The 15,858-nt window shown below is 57.7% G+C and carries 16 protein-coding genes; 1 reads left to right on the top strand and 15 read right to left on the bottom strand.

Going from position 1 to position 15,858, the window contains the following annotated elements; translation table 11 throughout:
- Positions 1 to 61: 61 nt before the first annotated feature.
- The 15 genes from AB1772_00345 to AB1772_00415 all read right to left on the bottom strand — a co-directional run bounded on the left by AB1772_00345 (position 62) and on the right by AB1772_00415 (position 14,971).
- The gene (locus tag AB1772_00345; GenBank protein ID MEW5794782.1) at positions 62 to 469 is read right to left on the bottom strand and encodes a DUF420 domain-containing protein; all 408 of its coding nucleotides are present in this window, start codon (positions 467 to 469) and stop codon (positions 62 to 64) included.
- Positions 470 to 471: 2 nt separating this feature from the next.
- Positions 472 to 1,584, bottom strand: coding sequence for a COX15/CtaA family protein (locus tag AB1772_00350; GenBank protein ID MEW5794783.1), 1,113 nt, complete (start codon positions 1,582 to 1,584; stop codon positions 472 to 474).
- Positions 1,585 to 1,643: 59 nt separating this feature from the next.
- On the bottom strand, positions 1,644 to 2,075 hold the full coding sequence (locus AB1772_00355) for a cytochrome C oxidase subunit IV family protein (GenBank protein ID MEW5794784.1): 432 nt from the start codon (positions 2,073 to 2,075) through the stop codon (positions 1,644 to 1,646).
- Positions 2,076 to 2,084: 9 nt separating this feature from the next.
- A complete protein-coding gene (locus tag AB1772_00360) occupies positions 2,085 to 2,738 on the bottom strand; it encodes a cytochrome c oxidase subunit 3 family protein (protein MEW5794785.1) in 654 nt (217 codons plus the stop codon).
- Positions 2,735 to 4,354, bottom strand: coding sequence for a cytochrome c oxidase subunit I (gene ctaD, locus AB1772_00365; protein ID MEW5794786.1), 1,620 nt, complete (start codon positions 4,352 to 4,354; stop codon positions 2,735 to 2,737). Before ctaD ends, AB1772_00360 begins: the two co-directional genes overlap by 4 nt.
- A gap of 6 nt (positions 4,355 to 4,360) precedes the next feature.
- Entirely contained in the window at positions 4,361 to 5,308 is a 948-nt protein-coding gene (gene coxB, locus AB1772_00370) for a cytochrome c oxidase subunit II (GenBank protein MEW5794787.1), read from the bottom strand.
- A gap of 7 nt (positions 5,309 to 5,315) precedes the next feature.
- Complete coding sequence (locus tag AB1772_00375; protein ID MEW5794788.1) at positions 5,316 to 6,176, bottom strand: SCO family protein; 861 nt, start codon at positions 6,174 to 6,176, stop codon at positions 5,316 to 5,318.
- Between the two features lie 47 nt (positions 6,177 to 6,223).
- On the bottom strand, positions 6,224 to 6,544 hold the full coding sequence (locus AB1772_00380; protein ID MEW5794789.1) for a hypothetical protein: 321 nt from the start codon (positions 6,542 to 6,544) through the stop codon (positions 6,224 to 6,226).
- 8 nt (positions 6,545 to 6,552) lie between these two features.
- Complete coding sequence (locus tag AB1772_00385; GenBank protein MEW5794790.1) at positions 6,553 to 7,737, bottom strand: hypothetical protein; 1,185 nt, start codon at positions 7,735 to 7,737, stop codon at positions 6,553 to 6,555.
- Positions 7,738 to 7,754: 17 nt separating this feature from the next.
- Complete coding sequence (locus AB1772_00390; protein MEW5794791.1) at positions 7,755 to 8,354, bottom strand: cytochrome c; 600 nt, start codon at positions 8,352 to 8,354, stop codon at positions 7,755 to 7,757.
- Positions 8,351 to 8,899, bottom strand: coding sequence for a DUF3341 domain-containing protein (locus AB1772_00395; GenBank protein MEW5794792.1), 549 nt, complete (start codon positions 8,897 to 8,899; stop codon positions 8,351 to 8,353). The genes AB1772_00390 and AB1772_00395 overlap by 4 nt, the downstream gene beginning before the upstream one ends.
- Entirely contained in the window at positions 8,899 to 10,281 is a 1,383-nt protein-coding gene (gene nrfD / locus AB1772_00400; GenBank protein ID MEW5794793.1) for an NrfD/PsrC family molybdoenzyme membrane anchor subunit, read from the bottom strand. Before nrfD ends, AB1772_00395 begins: the two co-directional genes overlap by 1 nt.
- Before the next feature lie 10 nt (positions 10,282 to 10,291).
- A complete protein-coding gene (locus tag AB1772_00405; protein ID MEW5794794.1) occupies positions 10,292 to 13,252 on the bottom strand; it encodes a TAT-variant-translocated molybdopterin oxidoreductase in 2,961 nt (986 codons plus the stop codon).
- Between the two features lie 9 nt (positions 13,253 to 13,261).
- On the bottom strand, positions 13,262 to 13,909 hold the full coding sequence (locus tag AB1772_00410) for a cytochrome c3 family protein (GenBank protein MEW5794795.1): 648 nt from the start codon (positions 13,907 to 13,909) through the stop codon (positions 13,262 to 13,264).
- A 189-nt stretch (positions 13,910 to 14,098) separates the two neighbouring features.
- Positions 14,099 to 14,971, bottom strand: a complete 873-nt coding sequence (locus AB1772_00415) for a heme o synthase (protein MEW5794796.1) — start codon at positions 14,969 to 14,971, stop codon at positions 14,099 to 14,101.
- A gap of 283 nt (positions 14,972 to 15,254) precedes the next feature.
- On the opposite strand from AB1772_00415, the gene AB1772_00420 reads away from it, so the two are divergent.
- Positions 15,255 to 15,839: a DinB family protein gene (locus tag AB1772_00420; GenBank protein MEW5794797.1), complete on the top strand. Its 585-nt coding sequence runs from the start codon at positions 15,255 to 15,257 to the stop codon at positions 15,837 to 15,839.
- Positions 15,840 to 15,858: the final 19 nt, after the last annotated feature.

A 15,858-nucleotide genomic window follows, 5' to 3' on the forward strand; every position in this document is an offset into this window, starting at 1 on the left:
AAGAACTGTCGAAACCGCCCCGCGAAGCGCGGGACTGGTTTCGACCTTCGAACTCAGCAGACTATCGCCAATACAACATCAGATAAACAACAACCCCGGAGATCGAAACAAACATCCAGACCGGCCAGACGTAGCGCGCCAGTCGCCGGTGCCGGTCAAACCGTCCATGGAGCGCCAGCCAGACCAGCGCGATCACGAACGGTATCTGTAGCGCGGCCAGTATCACGTGCGGCGTGAGGACGACGAAGTACAGTGCCCGGGTCCAGTCGTGATATGGGTACGGAACCGAGCCGACTTGGGCGTGATAGATCGAATAACTGATCAGAAACAACGCTGAAGTTACCAGCGCGGTGAGCATGATCCGGCGATGTGTGTCCTGCTTGCCCTGCCTGATCTTCATCCGCCCGACCACGAGCAGGGCGGTTGTTATCGCGTTCAGGATGGCGTTGAGTGTGGGCAGGAGCGGCATGGTCAGGGATGTTCGGACGGGATGACGTCTACTGTGCGAGTGGTGCCGGATGTATTGTTTGCCAGTGCGGTTTGCTCGCGAGACTGCATCGCCTGATCGATTACCAGCCATGCGCCCACACCCATTAGTATTACAAATACAAGAGTCGTAGCTGCGAGCTTTCTGAAGCCGGTCCCCCACTCGAAGGCGAGCCTGACCGGGCCGCGAACAACTGACCAGAGCACCAGCAGCAGGCCGATATACAAAGATGCAAACCAAAGGTGGAAGAGGTCGGTCAGGGCCGGCACGCCGGACACAAGCAGCTTCAAGCCCGATCCTGCTTGAAGTACTACCAGTGCCATCATGCCAAAAACGACATAGCGTACAGTGGCGGCTTTGCCAGCGTCGGAGCGAAGCACCACCAGTCCGGTATACACTGTCAGCAGACCCACAAGTATGCCGACAATCAAGTGCAGTTCGTTGATAGCGCCGACATGGGCAAACCACTGGGCGTTGCTCATCCGCGGGTATTGACTTGCCACGGTTTCCAGCGCCTGGCGCACCTGGCTTCCGAGAATAATCTGGATTATAGTGACGGGCCACAGCACGCCGATCAGGGTGCGAATGTAGCGCGGGAATTCAGCCGTTCGCTTGTCCCTCTCTGCACTCACCGTGTAGCTCTCAAGGGTTGCGAATATCAGGAGCGAGACAATCACCAGCGCCAGCACCATGTGGATAGTAACGATTAACGGCTCAAGCTCGGAGGCCACGACCTGTGAGCCCTGCCACCCTTGTATCGCCACGAGGATGGCTGCAGCCAACGACGAGTAGAGCACTCTCGGCGTTTTGCGGAAGTGGCGGATCGCCAGAACCGCCACCGCCAGAATCAGAAAGCCGACCGTTACTCCCACGAGCCGATTGATGTACTCGATCCAGGCCAGAGTGATGTTGAAGGTCGACGGGTCGATATCGGGCGGCAGTTGGTCAAGCGAGGTCGGCGGAATCCACCGGCCGAAACATTTCGGCCAGTCAGGGCAGCCGAGTCCAGCGCCAGAAACGCGCACCAGCCCCCCAACGAAAACGAGGAAATAAGTTGCACCAGTGGTCAGCAGAGCTAATCGACGAAATGCAGTCATACGAGTCCCGGGCGCCAGTGGTTCTCAAATATCGCCCGCTGGTTCCAATATGAGCGAGTTCAGTGGCCGCTGTCAACAGGAGTTGAGGCCGGCGATGCCGCGCCGGCCGATGCAGTGTCAGGAGTTTCGGAAGAGGTAGGGTTTTGCTGATAGATAATCGCCTTGTCGCTGATCGGCCTGGCCTCGAACTCGTAGATTTTGTCCCGGTACATGGTATCAAACATCGTAAAAACGATGAACACGGTCAGCATCAGCAGAGCGCCGACAAAAACAGTCGCATACAGCCGGCTGGCGTATTTGAGGTGCATGAAGAACATCGCCACCAATGTCCCCTTGGTAACCGCGATCAGCATCGCCACAAACAGATTCCACGGCCCCAGGTGATACTGCGCCACCCAGACCGTCACAATAGTCAGCACCAACAGGGCAATCCCTATCCTGAGATAGAGCCAAAGTGGCAGGATGTGGGGTGTGTGTGTGTCGTGCGCCATTAGCTCACCTCAGCCGATCAGGTACAAAAGGGGAAAGAGGAAAATCCAGATAAGATCCACCAGGTGCCAATACAGGCCAGTCAGTTCCAGCGGCGTGTAGTATTCAGGCGAGAATTCGCCCCGCCGAGTGCGCTGGATCATCCAGGCGATCACCCCCATGCCGCCGATCACGTGAAGCCCGTGCAGGCCGGTCATCAGGAAGTACACCGAAAAAAACACGTGCGGATTGGAGCCGGCGATGCCCTGAAAGGTGTAGAATTTCCCCGGCAATTGACCAAGGTGGATCTTGTGCTCGTACTCGAAGTATTTGATGATCAGGAACACGGCGGCCAGAAGGAGTGTCGCCACCAGGTTGTAGACCGCCTCGCGACGCTTACCAAGCTGCGCGGAGCGGATAGCCAGAGCCATGGTGACTGAACTGGTAATCAACACGACTGTATTAGTGCCGCCGAGCCAGACGTTTAGATGCCGGTGGGCATTGATGAACATGTCCGGATACCACGACCGGTAGATGGCATAGAAGCAGAACAGTCCGCCGAACAGCAGGATTTCCGTCAGCAGGAAAACCCACATCCCCAGTCGGGCGGCGTCGCCCTGCTGATAGGTGTCCGCAAAGTGGTGCTGCAGATGCGCCGGACGTGTCGACAGAGATTCGCTGCTCACGCTTTCACCATCTCCTCGTCCTCGACCTCAACGCGGTCAAAATCGTACGGCCCGTGCTCCAGCTTCATGTCTTTATCGAAATTGTGCGTTGTCGGCGGCGAGGCGGCCTCCCACTCCATGGTCAGCGCCCCCCACGGGTTCCGGGCAGCAGGTTTGCCGCGATAGAGTGAGTGTATCAGGTAGATCACCATGATCAGGAAGCCGAAGCCCAGGATATAGGCGCCCACCGACGAAACCTCGTGGAGAAACGCAAACTGATCGGGATAGCTGTAATACCGGCGGGGCATCCCCTGCGAGCCCATGATAAACTGAGTAAAGAAAGCGACATTAAAGCCCACGAAGACGAGCACTGCCGTGATGCGGCCCCAGGTCTCGTTGTACATCTTACCCCACATTTTGGGCCACCAGTAGTGAATGCCGCCAAGAAGCGCCATCACCGTGCCGCCCATCATCACATAGTGGAAATGCGCTACGATAAAATAGGTGTCATGCAGGTGGACATCGACAGCGAGCGTCCCGAGAAATATGCCGGTCAATCCGCCAATGGTAAACAGCAGCAGAAAAGCGATGGCGTAAAGCATGGGTGTCTTGAGCGAGATTGAGCCCCGGTACATGGTCGCAACCCAGTTGAAGATTTTAATACCGGACGGAATACCCACCAGAAAAGTCAAAAACGAGAAGATCATCGCGGCCAGTTCTGACTGACCCGACGTGAACATATGGTGACCCCACACGAGGAAGCTGACCAGGGCGATCCCCAGCGAGGAAAAGGCGATCGCTTTGTAGCCGAAAATCCTCTTGTGCGAGAAGGTGGCAATCAACTCCGAGATTATCGCCATCCCCGGCAAGATCATGATATAAACTGCCGGGTGTGAATAGAACCAGAAGAAGTGCTGGTATAGAACGGGATCGCCGCCCATGGCGGGGTCAAAAATGCCGATACCGAACAGCCGCTCAAAAATCAGCAAAACCAACGTGATGCCCAGTACTGGTGTAGCCAGCACCTGGATGATCGCGGTGGCGTACAGTCCCCAGACCATCAGCGGCATTTTGAACCAGGTCATCCCCGGCGCGCGCATCTTGTGAATCGTGACAATGAAATTGAGCCCGGTAAAGATCGACGAAAACCCAAGCACGAAGGCGCCAAACGTCAGAGTGATTACAGCGCTGTTGGTGCTCGTGGAATAGGGGGTATAGAAAGTCCAGCCGGTGTCCACTCCACCCTGAAGTATCGAGGCCACGGCGATAAGCGACCCGACCACGTAAATGTACCAGGAGGCCAGGTTCAGGCGAGGGAAGGCAACATCCTTCGCGCCGATCATCAGAGGAAGGACGAAATTGCCGATCGCCGCCGGAATCGACGGAATTATGAACATGAAGATCATGATGGCGCCGTGCAGGGTGAACAGCCGGTTGTAAAGCTCGGCGCTGACGACATCCCTGGCAGGTGAAGAAAGCTCCACCCGCATCAGCACCGCCAGGAGGCCGCCCACCAGAAAGAAGAACATAATGGCGGTGAGGTACATCACGCCGATGCGCTTATGATCGAGAGTCAGCAGCCACGACTTCAGGCCGCGCGGTTGCTTGAGGTAGCTGTTTTCCGGACCGGTATACATGAACTCCTACTTCTGGTTTAGCGATTTGATATAGGCGATAAGGGCATCGATCTGGCGGTCTTTCAATATCCCCTGGAAGGTAGGCATCACCGGCTGAAATCCATTGGCCATTTTGGCTCGGGGGTCAAGAATTGATTCTCGCATGTAATTTTCGTCCATTAACAAACGGGAACCGTCACTCAATAATATCTCGGTGCCGAATCGTCCTTTGAAACTGGGACCGTCCTTGGCCGTACCGTCCAGGCTGTGGCAAGTCACACAGGCTTTGGTTGTATAAAGCTGCGCTCCGTACTGCTCCAGAGTCAGCCCGGCGCCCATGACCGAGTTGGCGTTCAACCAGGCCTGGTACGACGAATCGCTCACCACTCTAACCGCCGCCAGCATCTCCGAGTGCCCCTTCCCGCAATATTCGGCACAGTAAAGTGGATAGACACCCTCGGCGGTCGCCTCGAACCAGGTGACCGTATACCGGTTGGGCAGCACGTCCATCTTGACGCGGAAATTCGGCACGAAGAAGCTGTGAATGACGTCCGCTGAGGACATCAGCAGCTTGACCGGTTTGCCCACCGGCACTACCAGTTCGTTGACTGCGTTGGCGCCGTCGGGGTGATCAAAGGTCCAAAACCACTTCTGGGCGGTGACTTTTATCTCGAGCGCCCCGTGCGGGACGACATTCATCCGCATATAACCCTTGAATCCCCACACGAATACGATGACGATGAGGATTACGGGAATCACGGTCCAGGTGATCTCAAGCGCCAGGCTATGATCTTTCCCGTAGGTTAAACCGGCTTTTCCGCGGCGACGGTGCCGCAGGACGAACGCGATCACACCCGCGGTCACTATGAGAAAGAAAGCCAGGCCGGCAAAGAGAATGAAATTGAACAAGGCGTCGACGTCAGCCGCGGTGGTCGAGGCCGCCGACGGAAGCCAGGGAAATGAAACGGTATCCACGCGGAAATCAGCCCTTTATGTCAACCTTGGGGAGTTCGATCGGAGAGACGGAACGAGTCATGCGACGGCGCAGCCTTTCGCCGTACCAAAGCAGGCCTACAAAGATACCCAGCGCCGTCACGGTCGCGGCGCCGCCGAGCTTCATAAGGTTGCCCGCCGCGACGGTGTACCCGCGCGATGACGGGTCATAGTGGTAACAATACAGGATCAGTTTATCTAGCGGGCTGCCGAGCCGGCCCTGGGATGCTTCGAGCAGACTCAACTTCAGATCGGTCTTACTGAACTCGATGCCGTACAGGGTGCGGGAGATGCGCCCCTCCGGCGTAAGTACGAACGCCGCCGCTGGATGCGCCCATTCCTGTCGTTCAGGGTTATAGAAGTACTTGAACCCGACCGCGTCAGCCAGCGCTCGCGATTGAGTCGAGTCGCCTACCAGAAACGCCCAGCCGGAGGGATCGACCTCGCCCTTCAATGACGCCAAATAGTTGGCTTTCTTGGCTGCGGCCAGATCGGGAGTTTCGCTCCCGTCGATGGTCACATTTACCAGTTGGAACTGCTTGCCGATCGACCAATCAAGTTGATTCAGGCCGCTCGTCATCCCGTTGAAAACCAGGTTGCAGAGCATTGGACAGCGGTAGTACCCGAGAATCAGAATGACCGGGCGATCCACCGCGAAGAACTGAGCGAATCTAACAATATCCCCCGACTCGTTGCGAAACACCAGGTCGAGCGGCACCGTGCCGCCGGTGTGATCGACTACGTCGATCTTCTCAAGATCGGGCGCATTCTCCAGCACCACTTGGGGAAAAACGTTGCCGGCAGCGCCAACGATTACTAAAGTGAGCCATATAGTCCATAAACGAGTCATAGCGCATTGACTTTCACGAGTAATGGAGTCATCGACCCACCTAACAGCTACCTTCCAGACGTAGTTCCCGCCGATTCGGTCGCTATCAGGCCCATCGCCTGCGTAATCGGAATGCGAAACGTTCCGCTCGCCGAATCTATTAGCTCATAACTGGTTAGGACGGAATCCTCGATCCGTCGCAACTCCTTCAGCTCGGGTGACTGCGGTTTGAGCGCCTGTTCGTAGAACACTTCTTCACGGGTCTTGATAAAGTAATCATACATCGCGATGACCAGGATCACGATGACGACCACGGTCACGACACTAGTGATTATTATTCCGCGAATGCTGGTATCGCGCGTCTCGTATCCGGAGGGGTGGTCGCTCATGGAGTTACTCACTGGTTTACTAACTTAACCGACTTCTCCAGCCAGGGATCGCCGGTCGGGACGACCGGGCGCGAGCTGAAAGTACGCCAGAACATGGCGAAAAACAGTCCGCCTAGCCCGATCACGCAGGCGATCTCGAGCCAGCCGAATTGCGCGCCCTGCGGCGAGTGGGTCGGATAGACCAGCCAGTACATGTCGGCCCAGTGGATCACCAGGAACCAGCCCGCCACCAGCCCGAGCAACAGGGGGCTTCGCTTGACCGCTCGGAAGATGAGCACCGTGAACGGGATCGCGAAATGCCCGAAAAACAGCAGCAGGCTGACCGTGCGCCAGGAACCTTCCCAGCGCGCAAGGTACCAGACCGTTTCTTCGGGAATGTTGGCATACCAGATCAGGAAGTACTGGGAGAACCCGATATACGCCCAGAATATGGTGAAGGCGAACATCAGCTTGCCCAAATCATGGTAGTGTTCCGCGGTGATGCTTTCATCGAGCACACGATTCTGCCGGAGAAACAGACTGATGACAGCAATTAGAGCCAGGCCGCCGAGGAATGTCCCGCCGAAGAAGTAGACGCCGAATATGGTCGAGTACCAGTGCGGGTCCAGTGACATCAGCCAGTCGAACGCGGCGAACGTGACTGTCAGAGCGAACAGCAGCATACCGGCGGCGGATACTTTCCGGAGACCCGAGATGTGGTCGACCTGCGGCCGTGAATCCTGCGCCAAAGAGCGCTTTCTTAGCTGAAACACGATGATAGTCCAGACAGCAAAGAACGCCACCGCCCGAATGACGAAGAACGTGATATTGAGATAACCCGCTTTTCGCTGGAGCAGGTGATCCTCGGCCACTGCATCGGCATGGGTCCAGTGATACAAATCGTGCGCGCCGATCAACACCGGTATGAAAGCCACAGCCAGCCAGGGAAGCTGCTGCATCAGGCCCTCGGAAATGCGGCGAAGTACCACACTCCAGCGCGACGCTGTCAGGTAGTGCAGCATGGTAAAGAACAGGCCCCCCAGGGCCAGCGAAAGCCAATAGACGAACGCCGTCAGCCAGGCATGATAGAACCGGGCGGAATCGCTGTACCAGCCCCAGGCGCCGGCTGCCAGGCCGACCACCCCGATCGCGAGCGCAATCGGGACGACTTTGCCCCGGTCCGTGATACGATATGTCTGAGAGTCGTATTTCACAGCAGTGCCAACTCCGATCAGCGGGGAACCTGAATGCCGATGGGCAGATCGTTTATAGTCGCATTGTGGCTTCGTTGCAGCGCCCGCACATAGCCGACAATCGACCACCGGTCATCGACCGGAATCTGATACTTGTAGGGCGGCATGGTGCGGATGCCGTTGCTGATCACCTCGAATATGTGACCGTCTTCGACATCGCGCAGGCGCTGCTCATGGAAACTCGGCGGCGGCAGCATCCCTCTCCTGACCATGATACTCTGGCTGTTCCCGAGGCGCCCGTGACACGGAGAACAGTAGATGTCATACCGCTCGCGGCCCCGCTGAAGCCTTTCCATGGACATTATGACCGGGGCCCCGGCGATAAGAACGCTGTCGGCATCGCGTCCGGTGTAGTAAAACGACGAGTCGGCGCGCAGCCATCCGCGCGCGACTGTCCCCTCTACCGGCTCACGCATGGCGGAGCCGTCGGCAAAAAACCGGCTCTCCGCCTGCCCCCTGACCTTCGGCTGATCGTCCATGTTCTGCACGATATGAACGGGGGGTTGGTCCGACGGCTGATGGCGCGAGCAGCCAGCAACCAACAGGATTGTCAGCGCTATGATTGATAGCCTCTTCATTCGCCCGCTACCACCTCGATATTTCGGCCGCCGATCGTCTCAAAAAACTTCCGCACGCGTTCGGGCTCGAAGTTGGGATCGTCGGACTCGATACTGATAATGAAGGCATCGTCGGAAAACCGCTTGAAGTTCTCCGAGTAAAAGTTGCCGTGAAACCACTGTGGCAGGCGGTTCAGGAAGAGCATGCCCACTACCGCCCCAAGCGCCGCGCCTAGAATAGTCAGGCCAAAAGTCACAATAATGAACGCCTGAAACGAAAAATACGGCTTGCCCGAAATCACAACAGGATAATCGACGGAGCTGGTCCACCACTGCATCCACATGCCGAACAGGCCGCCGCACAGGCCGCTAATTCCGGCGATATAACCGACTTTCGACCTTGGCAGCCCCATAGCGGCATCCATGCCATGAATCGGAAAAGGCGAATGGCAATCAAACTTCCTGTAGCCGGCGTCGCGCACTTTCTCGGCGGCCTTGAGGAGTTCACCGGACGTGGCGAATTCGGCCAGCACCGAGTAGACTCTCTTCTGCGTAGTCGTCGCCATCAATGTGTCCCTCCGTGGTGCGGGTCGGCCTGAGGAAGCACGGCCTTGACCTCGGACATGGCGATCATCGGCACGAAACGGGCGAACAGCAGAAATAACGTGAAGAACAGTCCGAACGAACCGACCAGCGTGGCTACGTCCCAGATAGTCGGTTTGTAGTAGTCCCAGCTCGACGGCAGGTAGTCACGCGCCAGCGACATGACGATCACGAAGCGCTCGAACCACATGCCGATGTTGATGAGGATTGATGCTACAAACATCACGGCCACGGTGCGCCGCCATTTCCTCACCCAGAAGAGCTGCGGCACGAGCACGTTGCAGGTGACCATAATCCAGTATGCCCAGGCGTACGGACCGAAGGCCCGGTTTATGAACGCGAACGACTCGTAGATGCTCCCCGAGTACCAGGCGATGAAGAACTCGCAGGCGTAGGCGTAGCCTACCATCATGCCGGTGACCAGCATGATCTTGTTCATCTTCTCGAGGTGATCCACCGTGATGAAGTCATGCAGGTTGAGCAGTTTTCTTGCGACCACCGCCAGCGACATGACCATCGCGAATCCGGAGAAGATCGCGCCCGCCACAAAGTAGGGCGGGAAAATCGTGGTGTGCCAGCCGGGAATAACTGACGTGGCAAAGTCGGTAGAAACTACCGAGTGCACGGACAGAACGAGCGGGGTCGATATGCCCGCCAGGATCAGGTAGGCGAGCTCGTAGTTCTTCCATTGGCGGTTTCCGCCCCGCCAGCCGAAACTGAGCAGGCCGAATACGAACTTGCGGACCCGGGTAACCGCACGGTCGCGCAGCGTGGCCAGATCAGGAATCAGTCCGACATACCAGAACAAGAACGAGCAGGTGAAATAGATCGACACCGCAAAAACGTCCCACAGCAGCGGCGACCGGAAGTTCGGCCACATGCCCATCTGGTTGGGCAGCGGGAAAACCCAGTAGATCACCCACACTCGGCCGACATGTATAGCCGGAAACATCAGCGCGCAGATAACCGCAAACAGCGTCATCGACTCTGAAAACCTGTTGATCGATGTCCGCCACCTCTGACGGAACAGGAAGAGCACCGCCGAGATGAGCGTACCCGCATGTCCAATACCGACCCAGAAGACGAAGTTCACGATATCGTAACCCCATCCGACCGGGACATTCAGGCCCCAGATACCAGTACCTTCCCAGAACAGGTAACCGATCGAGCCAATGAGCAGCAGGACAAAAGAGAAGGCCGCGCCGAATGACAGCAGCCAGACCATCGAGGTCTTGCGCTCGACAATCTCGCTGATTTTGTTGCTGATCGAGGCGAACGTATGTCCGCCCGTGACCAGCGGCGCCTCGGCGCCCGGGGGCAATCCTGTCTTCTCTACCACACTCATCGTCTAAAGCTCATCCGTGACCATGCTCGTCGGTCGGTTCGCGCCTGCTCGCCAGCGAAGGATGCGGATTGCGCAGCTTGGCCAGGTAGGTCGTTCTGGGCCGTACGTTCAACTCTTCCAGGACTCGGTACTTGCGATTATTCTTCTTGAGCCTCGAAACTTCACTGTCGGGATCGGCGATGTTGCCGAATACAATCGCCCTGGCCGGACAGGCCGACTGACAGGCGGTCCTGATTTCGCCGTCGGCCACCGGGCGGCCCTGGTTCTTGGCATTTGATTTGGCGACACTGATCCGTTGTATGCAATACGTACACTTCTCCATCACTCCACGGAAGCGCACGGTCACTTCCGGGTTCTGGGCCATCTGCACCACCTCCGGCAGGTCTTTTGTGTAATTGAAGAAGTTAAACCGGCGCACTTTGTACGGGCAGTTGTTGGAGCAGTAACGCGTCCCTATACACCGGTTGTACACCATGACATTAAGGCCCTCTGTGTCATGGTTGGTCGCCGCTACCGGGCAGACCTGCTCACAGGGGGCCATCTCGCAGTGCTGGCAGTTCATCGGCTGGACGGCAACCTCAGGGTCGTTGATATCGCCCGCATAGTAGCGATCGATTCGCATCCAATGCATTTCGCGCGCCCGGGCCACTTGCTCCCTGCCCACTACTGGTATGTTGTTTTCCGACTGGCAGGCAATCACACAGGCGTTGCAACCCGTACAGGCGTTCAGATCGATTGACATCCCCCACTGGTAGCCCTCGTCGTACTTGTGCTCGTTCCACATTGAAGCCAGCGACGGGTGTTCGATTTCTTTCGGGTAGAACTCCCCGCTTTCTTTGTAACCGGCCAGGGTGTTCTCGCGCACGATCGGCCGACCCTCCATGCTGCCATGATCCTGCGTACAGGCCATTTTGATTGTCCGGCCGGTCTTACGTACTTTCACACCTGACTCGAACCACATGTTCTCTGAAGTTCGAAGCGGGCTGACATCTACACCGACACCGTCGCCCACTTGTCCAGCCGCGGTGCGCCCGTACCCTAGAGCGACAGAGATCGAATTATCCACCTGACCCGGAGAAATCCAGGCGGGGATTTCAATCGAACGACCGCCCATATCGAGTTCGACCATGTCTTCGCTCTTCAAACCGAGAGCATCGGCCAGTTTGGGACTGATTAGCGCGGCGTTGCCCCACGTCAGCTTGGTGGCGGGATCAGGCAGCTCCTGCAACCAGGCGTTGTTGGCACAGCGGCCGTCGAATACGGCTCCACAGTTGAAGGAGACCTCCATATCATCCGAATGCGACGTTTCTAAAGACAACTGTACCGGGCTCACACTCGGCCGCACCGGCCCGGCATCTTTCGGATGAAACACTCCGTCGTGAAGTACCCGTCGCCAGTTGGCCTCGAAATCTCCGCTTAGAAAACGCTGCCGCCAGACTTCGCGTACCAGTTCATGAGCCGACTTCTCTTCCGCGGTCACGAGCAGGCCGGCAAACTCGATATCTCCGTGAGCGCCGTGGAGAGGGCGTATAGTCGGCTGCACCACGCTGACAGTGCCGTCGGCAGCGCGGGCATCTCCCCAACTTTCCAAGTAATTCGCGCGAGGCAGGTGCCAGGAGACGTTGGTCGACGTTTCATCCACGTGGGTCGCCAGGTGAACACGTGCCGGGACTTTCGACAGCGCCGCTTCGAACTCGAGGGTGCGCGGCGCATGATATACCGGGTTGCCGCCAAGCATGACGAGTGCCTGCACCTTACCGATGTTCATATCAGCGACCAGTGCACCAAGTCCTGCGGTGTCAGCGATCACCATGTCGGGGGATGGATGGAACGCCACCGTAGTGCCGATATTTCCCAGCGCCTGATTCAGCGCCATCACAATATGGTGGACAGCAGGCGGCTGGCGGCGACCAGCGATCACGAGAGACCGGCCACGATTGGCCAGCAGATCGTCGGCTAAAACTCGAAGCAGTATGGCATCGAACGAGTGGTCTGCTGTTTCTGGGATGAAACCGGCGCTGGTCCCACGCCTGTTCACCTCGGCCGCGAGTGCCGCCAGAAAACGAACCACGTCCCCACCGGAGCTCCTCACCCGGTGGTCAGCCATCATGCCGGTAATAGTCAGACTCGGTTCGACCGCATAGAGGCGATTCATCTCGTCCTGTTGCGAGAAGACCCCTCGCGCCTCGGAGAATCCGGCCGTATTCGCTATCGCATCACTCTCGGTACCCAGAAAATCGCAATCGAGAGCGAGGACCACTTTTGCATTGGCGAAGTCATACACTGGCTGAAGCACTTGGCCGGTGGCCAGCTCGATCCCTTTGTAGATGTTCTCGTCAGAGATCGGCTCCCAGGCCACCCACTTCGCTTTGGGAAATGTCTCATGGAACTGGCGCTTGAGCCGGGCCAGAGTCGGCGAGCTAAAAGTCTCGGAAAGCACCGCCAGCCCTTCCCCGCCGCCCTGCAGAAATCTCGCGTGCTGCTCTTTCCACCAGGCGACAAAATCTGCCCAGGACGCGGGGCTCCCGTCTCGCAGGACCGACTTGGAGCGATCTGGATCATACAAATCGAGTATGGATGCCTGGACTATCGGGTTGACCGCTCCGCGCGATGACGGATGCAACTCGTTGCCCTGAATGAACGTCGGGCGGCCCTCATAGGTAGTAACCACCACGCCAATTGCTGACAGACCGAAAGGCATAGTCGTAGCGTAGTAGTTGGGAACACCCGGATCGATCTGCTCGGGGCGCGTGACATACGGAACGATCTTCTCCACCGGCCGACGGCACGAGGTCAAGCCGGCCAGCGCCAGTGATGCCCCCATGGTGGTCAGAAACGACCGACGGGTCCAGGCGTTGTCGGCCAGTTCAACCGTGCCCCTCGGGAATTCCCGGTAGAGGAACTCCTTGAACTCGTCGGTCTGAGCCAACTGGTCAAGTGAACGCCAGTAATCTTTGCCCTTCGATTCCATCTCAATCTTCTATCTGTGGCACGCCGAACAATCGGTCGGGGGCTTGATGTTCTTCTCCAGCTCCCACTCGGCCACCCACTCGGCGTGCCCGGCGAGCTGTTCCCATTTCATATTCGTTACCTCGCTGACCGGCCGAAGATTGGGGTCCGGGTTCCGATGGCAGTCGAGACACCAGCTCATGCTGAGCGGCTTTGCCAGAGTGATTTCCGCCATCTCGGTTACATCGCCATGGCAACTGACACAGCCCACCCCGGCATTGACATGAGCCGAGTGATTGAAGTAGGCAAAATCGGGCAGGTTGTGCACGCGGACCCACTTCACCGGCAAGCCGGAGGTAAAGCTGCTGCGGATCAACTCCAGTTTATCACTCTCTGTCTTGACCAGAGTGTGGCAGTTCATGCAGGTGCGGGTGGGCGGCACATTGGCGCGCGCCTGCTTTTCCACGCTGGTATGACAATAACGACAATCGATGCCCAGATCACCGGCATGAATCTTATGGGAGTACTCGACCGGCTGTTTGGGTCGATACCCCACATCCGTGTACTCAGGAGAGAAATAGTACCAGACAAACCAGACGGCGCCTATCAAACCCAGCACCCCGCCTACCGCAGCAACGGTCGGCACGTAGTTGGTCCATTTAGGGAATATCTGTGCCAAAGGTCAAATCTCTGTCGCTGTAATAACCCAGTCCCTACGCCAAACAGGGATTAGCGGAAAAGAACCAAACCAAATTCCTGTCACCTGCCGCCTGGTTGTCGAAATCGGCACCCAAAATAGAGAATCGACCGCCGCTGTCAACATTTTCCTGTTGCTGTCATACCGAGTCAGACGAAATCGGCTGTCGACTCAAAACCAGTTGGCGATCCGGGAATCTATCAGGAGCGCCAAAAATAGCCCAAAAAGGTACAAGATCGAAAACCGGAACAGCCCACGAACCCTCTCCATGGAGCCGCTTCTCAGCGCGCCTACGCTCCGCCACAGAAAGACCAGGCCGAGAGTCGCCGCAAACGCCAGATAGACCCAGCCCGCCCCGAATAGCCCGGGCAGCAGCGATGTCACCACCAGCATGACGGCGTACACCAGCATTTGCCTGAGCGTAGAGCGCTCACCCCGCACAAGAGGCATCATCGGTAAGCCGGTGAGGCGGTAATCGTCCTTGTAGGCGATTGCGAGCGCCCAGAAGTGGGGCGGGGTCCAAAAGAATATGATCCCGAACATGAGCCAGGGGAGCCAGCCGGTTGTCCCGGTTGCCGCTGCCCATGCTCCTACCGGAGCCATGGCGCCGGCCGCGCCGCCGATAACAATATTCTGCGCCGTGGTCGGCTTAAGTACCAGAGTATAAAACAGTCCGTAAAACAGAATGGTCGCCAGCGCCAGCAGCGCCGCCAGCCAATTGAAGAAAAGGGCGAGGATCACTAACCCCGCAATGCCAATAGCGACCGAGAAGGTCAGGGCGCTGCCGGGTGAGAGCCGGCGTTGGGGCAGCGGCCGCCGTCCGGCGGTGCGGCTCATCAACGCATCCAGATCGCGCTCGAAATACTGATTGAGCGAGTTGGCACATCCGCCGGTCAGAAACAAAGCCACCATGAAGAGTAGGAAACGCCACGGCTGAGCCAGCATGCTGCCCTCGACCACGAGCGCAGTCGCACCCGTGAAGATGACCAGCAGCATGATGGTCGGTTTGGTCAGTTTCAGGTATTCAGCTACTGTTGCGGACATGGCTGTTTTCCAAAATCAACTGTCTCAACCGGTCTGCTCGGGAATGGTTCCCGCGGAGTGTGAACCTCGAAGAGCAGGCCCGAACGGCTCGCGTCAGGGCTCCACGATACCGCGTTCCGCCATCCGAGCAAACATAATTTGATCACTCCCCTCTGCAACCGCCGCCCGGAGAGCCGGCATCCCTAACCGCTCTCGGATCTGTCATGGCGCTTGGCCCGCGGGCGCAGTCGAATTATATTGGGCGGCGGCAGTCGACACAAACTCAGCTTCAAAGGAGCCCTGATTGAAAGAACGTAAACTGGCAAGCCCCGAGGGGTATGATTCCTCGTCCCAGCGGGTTTTGGCATACTTCGCCGCGCAGCTCGACGACCAGTTGCGACGGCTGGAAGACTCGGTCGCCGAACTAGACACAAGACACCTTGAGTGGCAGCCGCACCCGGGAGTGAACACTATCGGGATGCTCCTGGCCCATTTGGCGGTGGCGGAGGTCTACTGGATAAACGTCGCCCCCGCCCAGATGCCGCTCACACCCGACGGCGATAACCTGATCCTTGAAACTATTGGCATCCGCATGGATGACGACGGCCTGCCGCTGGCCGCCGACGGGTGCCACCCGGCTACGCTATCCGGCAAGAGCCTCTCCGATTACCTGGCGATGCTCGATAAAACTCGCGCGTCGACACACGCCACGCTCCGGACCTGGCGCGATGCTGACCTCGACACCGGCTACCGATTGAGGGACATGTCGGTAACGCCTGCCTGGACGCTCTACCACGTACTCGAGCACCTCGCCGGGCATTTCGGACAGATCCTGGTTTTGAAGCATCTCATGCGGGATGCGGGGGTGCTGGAGAAAAAGCCGGAGTGAGCCGTGACGCGGAGAGGAC

The sequence above is a fragment of the Candidatus Zixiibacteriota bacterium genome, assembly GCA_040752815.1.
Taxonomy (GTDB): domain Bacteria; phylum Zixibacteria; class MSB-5A5; order GN15; family FEB-12; genus JAGGTI01.